Raw genomic sequence first — 4,487 nt, 5'->3', positions numbered from 1 at the left:
ACGTGGAACCGCTCCTGGAAGGGCTGGGTGCTGAAGTCGAGTCACAGACCCGGCGCCGCATCCAGAGCGACAAGACCAGCCCGTCGGGCGAGCCCTGGCAAGGCTGGTCGGAGGCCTACGCAGAGACCCGCCACAGCGGGCAAAGCCTGCTGCAGAGCATGGGGCCGCTGCTGAACAGCATCAGCTACCAGGTGCAGGGCGACAGCGTGTTGGTCGGTAGCCCGCTCATCTACGCCGCCACCCACAACTTCGGCGATCCGAAGCGTGGCATCCCGCAACGCGAGTTCTTGGGCGTCGAGGGCCAGGATTTCGAAGACCTGGTCGGCATCACCGAAGACTTTCTGGAGGCACTGGCCAATGGATGAACTCACCCCCGCCGCCGTGCTGGCCGGCGTCGAGACCTGGGTCAACGCCCAGTTCGAAGCGGCCCAGCTCAAGGTGGAAGTGAAGCTGCACGGCGGCCGTTTCAGCGTCGCCGATCTGGAGAAGTACGCCACCAGCACGCGCGCCTGTCGTGTCGCCCTGGAGGGCCTGAAGTTCGAAGTGACAGGGCGCGGCGACCTGGTCTGCTCCGCCCACGTTGTCCTGGTCGCACTGGCGGGCGACCTCGGCAAAGCCGGCACCCGAGCGCTGAACGTGCTGCAGGTGCTGACGCCGATTCAAGCGGCAGCGCCCGGCAGCAAGTTGGACCTGGCGCTGCAGGACAGCATCAACGCCAAGGATATCAAGGCCGCCAACCTCTACCACGCCGCCCTGGATCAGAAGGGCACCGCCGCCTGGGTCATCACCTGGCCGGTTCAATTCCAACACCCAAGAGTCCGCTAGGAGGACTGAATGAAGAACGACAAAACCGTCTCCGTGGCGGAACAACCCAAGCCCACGCCCACCGTCAAGGTGGTCATCACCAAGGAGAACGGCCACAACCACGGCGGCACCAAGCACCCCAAGGATACGGTGCTCGATGTGTCCGAGGCTGACGCCAAATTCATCGTCGCCGCCAAAGCCGGCGAACTCCAGAAAGAGGACAAGTAAGCCATGGCTCAACCCAAGGTATTCAAAGGCGTAGGCATCGTTTCGGCCCAGCGTCTCGACGTCGAGGGTTCGATTCTGCGCGACGTGGGCGACGTCGAGCAGTTCAAGATTGCCCACCGCAGTAACTCGACCCTCTGGAAACAGAACCGCCGTCCTGGTGGTGGCAACCTGGCGCGCATGGACATCCTGGAAGGCGTCGACCTGACCGTGCAAATGCAGGAGTGGTCCGAGGAAAACCAGGAGATGGTGCTGCAAGGCAAGCTCGTTCTGCTGCCTGAAGAGACGGTGACCGGTGAAGAGGCAGTGCTCGCTCCTGGCGGGCTGACCCTGACCGAGTTCCCCGGCGCCAAGAACCTGGTCATCACCCCGGCCCAGGGCGGCGGGTCGCCCATCGCCTTATCCGCAGTCGAGCTGTCCGCGGCTGGCATCCGTGTTCCGGTCGATAGCCAGGTCATCAGCGCGCCGACCCCGGTGACGCTGGCCTACAAGTCCACGCCCGCCAAGCGCATCGAAGCGTTGATCGTGCCCGGCGCGGTATATCGCATCGTGCTCGATGGCCTGAACGAAGCGGAAAGTGGCCGTCCGGTCATCGTCGAAATCTTCCGCTGGAAGGCGCCGCCCGCTGAAGAGCTGGCGCTCATCGATGCGCAGAACCCCGGCAAGCTGCTTTCCAAAGGCGAGGTGCTGGCGGACCAGGCCCGCCCGGTCGGCGAATCCCCGTTCTACCGCATCACCTGGTTGTAACCCTCCCAACTACCAAGCCGGCCGGGCCGCCCAGGCCCGGCCTCTGGAGCATCGAACATGGCACTAACCAAGATCAGCCCCGCCGGTGGCCAAGGCATTCAATGCCGCGAGCTGACCGTTGAAGAAATCCGCGATTGGCTGAAGAGCATGGAGGCCCAGGCAGACGCACCAGACGTGGTGGGTGACAGCCTGTTGCCTGACTTCACCCTCGCCGACCTGGAGCGCATGACCAACGCCACGGCCGAACAACTGGGCGGCATGACGCCCAGCGAGCTGCGCGAACTGGGGGAGGACTGCAAAGCGGTGAACCCGGATTTTTTCGACCTAAGAGCGCGCGTCGGCGAAGCAGGGCGCCAACTGCTGGCGAGGCTCTCCGGCAGCTTGAACGAAACGCCGCCTGCCTGATCCGCCACGGACACACCGGCTTGTGGGCGTATCCATGGGGAACGTGGGAAGCGGCGCTGGATGAGGCAATAGAGTCGGCCGAGAAGGGGCGGGACTAGGGATTTACTGGCGTGGGTTTCCCACACCTGCCAGGCGGAACAGGAAGGCGAAGAAAAGGACAACGAAAGAAAGAAGACCAGCGCCCACCAGAAGAGTCCATCCGAGCTTGGGGGCCACCAGCACCAGGACACCAAAGAAGACAAACAGCTGGATAAACAATTTCATGACCGACGTACGCCTCTCAATATCCGTTGATGCCAGCCAGGGCCGCAACACGTTGCAGCAGTTCCAGGCGGGCTACAAAGCCCTCATCAACCAGCTGCGCCAACCTCTTGGACGCATCGCTTCCCTGCAAGAGCTGGAGGCTAGCCTAGTCGACAACGAGCGCCAGCTCAATGCGACGCGCCGCCATCTATCCGATCTGGCCAGCGAGATGCTGGCAGCAGAGCGCCCCACACGGGCACAAATCCAGGCCTACCGCGCCGCCAGCCAGCAGGCCGATGCATTGCAACGCAGCATTGCCGGGCAGCGCCTGGAGCTGGCCGAGCTGAGCCAGGCCCTGCGCAGTGCCGGCGTCGACACCACCCGCCTAGCGGCTGAGCAGAAGCGCCTGGCGGCCGAGCTGGATGCTACCCAGGGCCGGGCATCGGCGCAGGCCGAACGTATCGCCGGGGCCCGCGCCGCCCTCAACGTGCGCCCCCACGCCGACATCCGCCAGGAAATCAACGGGCTGACCCAGCAGTATCAGCTCCTGCGCAACAGCGGCACCCTGACCACGGGCGAATTGCTCCAGGCCAAGGTCCGTCTACGCGAGCGCGTCGCCGAGCTGAAGACGGGCACCAATGGCTGGGCCAAGTCCCTTGGCGAAGTCCGCATGCAAGCCGGCGTCGCCGCCGCGTCCATGGGCGCGCTTGCCTACGGAGGCTCCAACGTCTTGGGCTTCTATGCGAAGTTCGGCCAGCAGATGGCGGCCGTGGATTCCATCACCGACCTGAGCCGCGAGCGGTTCGCCCAGTTGTCCCAGGAAGTGCGGCAGCTCAGCGTCAACATGGGCAAGGATGCGGCGGAGTCAGCCTCCGCCCTCAACGACATTCTGTCGTCCGGCGTCGACGAGAAAGACGGCATCAGCACGCTGGCCCTGTCCACCAAGGCGGCGATTGCAGGCGTCACCGATACCGCCACCGCTGCCCGTGGCGGACTGGCCGTGGTCAACGCCTACGGCGAAGGCATCGAGAATCTGGGGCTGCGCTATGACCAGATGTTCCTGGCCGTGCGCGACGGCGTGACCACCTTCCCCGAGCTGGCGAACTTCATCGGCGACGTGCTGCCGACTGCGAAGGCGGCCGGGGTCGGGTTCGACGAGGTGTCGGCCGCAATTGCCCGCATGACCATCGCCGGTATCCGCACCCCGCAAGCCACCACCGCATTGAAGGGGGCCATCAACGCCCTGGCCGCGCCGACCCCCGAGGCCCAGAAAAAGCTGGACGAACTGGGCATCAAGTGGCGCGGCCTGTCCGGCACGCTCCAGGACATCGCCGCCCGCAAGCTCGGCTTGGACGCGATGCGGGAAATCATCCCCGACGTCGAGGCCCGTACCGCCGTGCTGTCCCTGACCCAGGACATCGGCGCGCTGAATAGCGAAGTCGCGGCGATGCGCGGCGCCAGCGGGGCCATGGATGCGGCCTATGCGAAGATGTCCAACACCCCCCAGGCCGATATCGACCGGTTCAACTCTACGGTGGGAGAGCTAAAGCTCCAGCTGGGGGAGGCCTCTACGGCATTCCTGCCCATCGTGAATGCTGTTACGGCGGTCATTCGATCATTTAACGAGTTGCCGGACCCTGTTCGAAATGCCGGGGCAGGTATCCTGGCCCTGGCAGTGCTCACTCTTTCAGTGGGCGGTGCAATTCGAACTCTCGCCAATCCCCTGATGCTGCTGCGCGGCCACCTATCCCAGACACCTGGTGTAGCGGGCGCAGCCGCTGCTGGCCTGGAAGGAGTCGCCAGCACGGCCACCGGCCTGGTTCCGAAGGTCGCCACCCTGGCCGACGCGTTCCGCCTGCTCAAAGGCACCTTGGCCCTGGGCGTCATCTCTTGGACGGCGGGCAACCTCGACGAGCTGTGGGAGCTACACAACCGTGCCATGCAGTTGCGCCAAGACCAGATTGACTACCGCAACTCTCTTAACGAGACCATCGCCACCACCGCGAAGTACGCCGACGCGGTGATCCTGCCGGCCAATGCACTGGCCCAACTGACCGAGGAAG

General features: G+C 64.7%; 7 protein-coding genes. 6 read left to right on the top strand and 1 reads right to left on the bottom strand.

Going from position 1 to position 4,487, the window contains the following annotated elements; genetic code table 11:
- From DMX10_RS31840 to DMX10_RS31820, 5 genes are all read left to right on the top strand, one after another.
- Positions 1–365 (top strand): phage virion morphogenesis protein (locus DMX10_RS31840; RefSeq protein WP_111264836.1); only part of this gene is annotated, 365 nt, incomplete at its 5' end.
- Positions 358–825: a hypothetical protein gene (locus DMX10_RS31835; RefSeq protein WP_111264835.1), complete on the top strand. Its 468-nt coding sequence runs from the start codon at positions 358–360 to the stop codon at positions 823–825. The genes DMX10_RS31840 and DMX10_RS31835, both read left to right, overlap by 8 nt.
- A gap of 9 nt (positions 826–834) precedes the next feature.
- Positions 835–1,032, top strand: a complete 198-nt coding sequence (locus DMX10_RS31830) for a hypothetical protein (RefSeq protein ID WP_111264834.1) — start codon at positions 835–837, stop codon at positions 1,030–1,032.
- Positions 1,033–1,035: 3 nt separating this feature from the next.
- On the top strand, positions 1,036–1,776 hold the full coding sequence (locus tag DMX10_RS31825; RefSeq protein WP_111264833.1) for a hypothetical protein: 741 nt from the start codon (positions 1,036–1,038) through the stop codon (positions 1,774–1,776).
- A 57-nt stretch (positions 1,777–1,833) separates the two neighbouring features.
- Positions 1,834–2,181 (top strand): hypothetical protein, encoded by a 348-nt coding sequence (locus tag DMX10_RS31820; RefSeq protein WP_111264832.1) that lies wholly within the window; start codon positions 1,834–1,836, stop codon positions 2,179–2,181.
- Positions 2,182–2,283: 102 nt separating this feature from the next.
- Here DMX10_RS31820 and DMX10_RS32890 read toward each other — a convergent pair whose 3' ends face one another.
- On the bottom strand, positions 2,284–2,445 hold the full coding sequence (locus tag DMX10_RS32890) for a hypothetical protein (protein ID WP_158545644.1): 162 nt from the start codon (positions 2,443–2,445) through the stop codon (positions 2,284–2,286).
- Here DMX10_RS32890 and DMX10_RS31815 point away from each other — a divergent pair.
- Positions 2,444–4,487, top strand: a 2,044-nt coding sequence (locus DMX10_RS31815) for a phage tail tape measure protein (protein ID WP_111264831.1), incomplete at its 3' end; no start/stop codon positions are given. The two genes, DMX10_RS32890 and DMX10_RS31815, sit on opposite strands and share 2 nt — an antisense overlap.

The sequence above is a fragment of the Pseudomonas sp. 57B-090624 genome (assembly GCF_003234055.1).
GTDB lineage: Bacteria > Pseudomonadota > Gammaproteobacteria > Pseudomonadales > Pseudomonadaceae > Metapseudomonas > Metapseudomonas tohonis.
The sequence above is the reverse complement of the archived record's forward strand: the minus strand, read 5'-3'. Positions and strand labels throughout refer to the sequence as shown.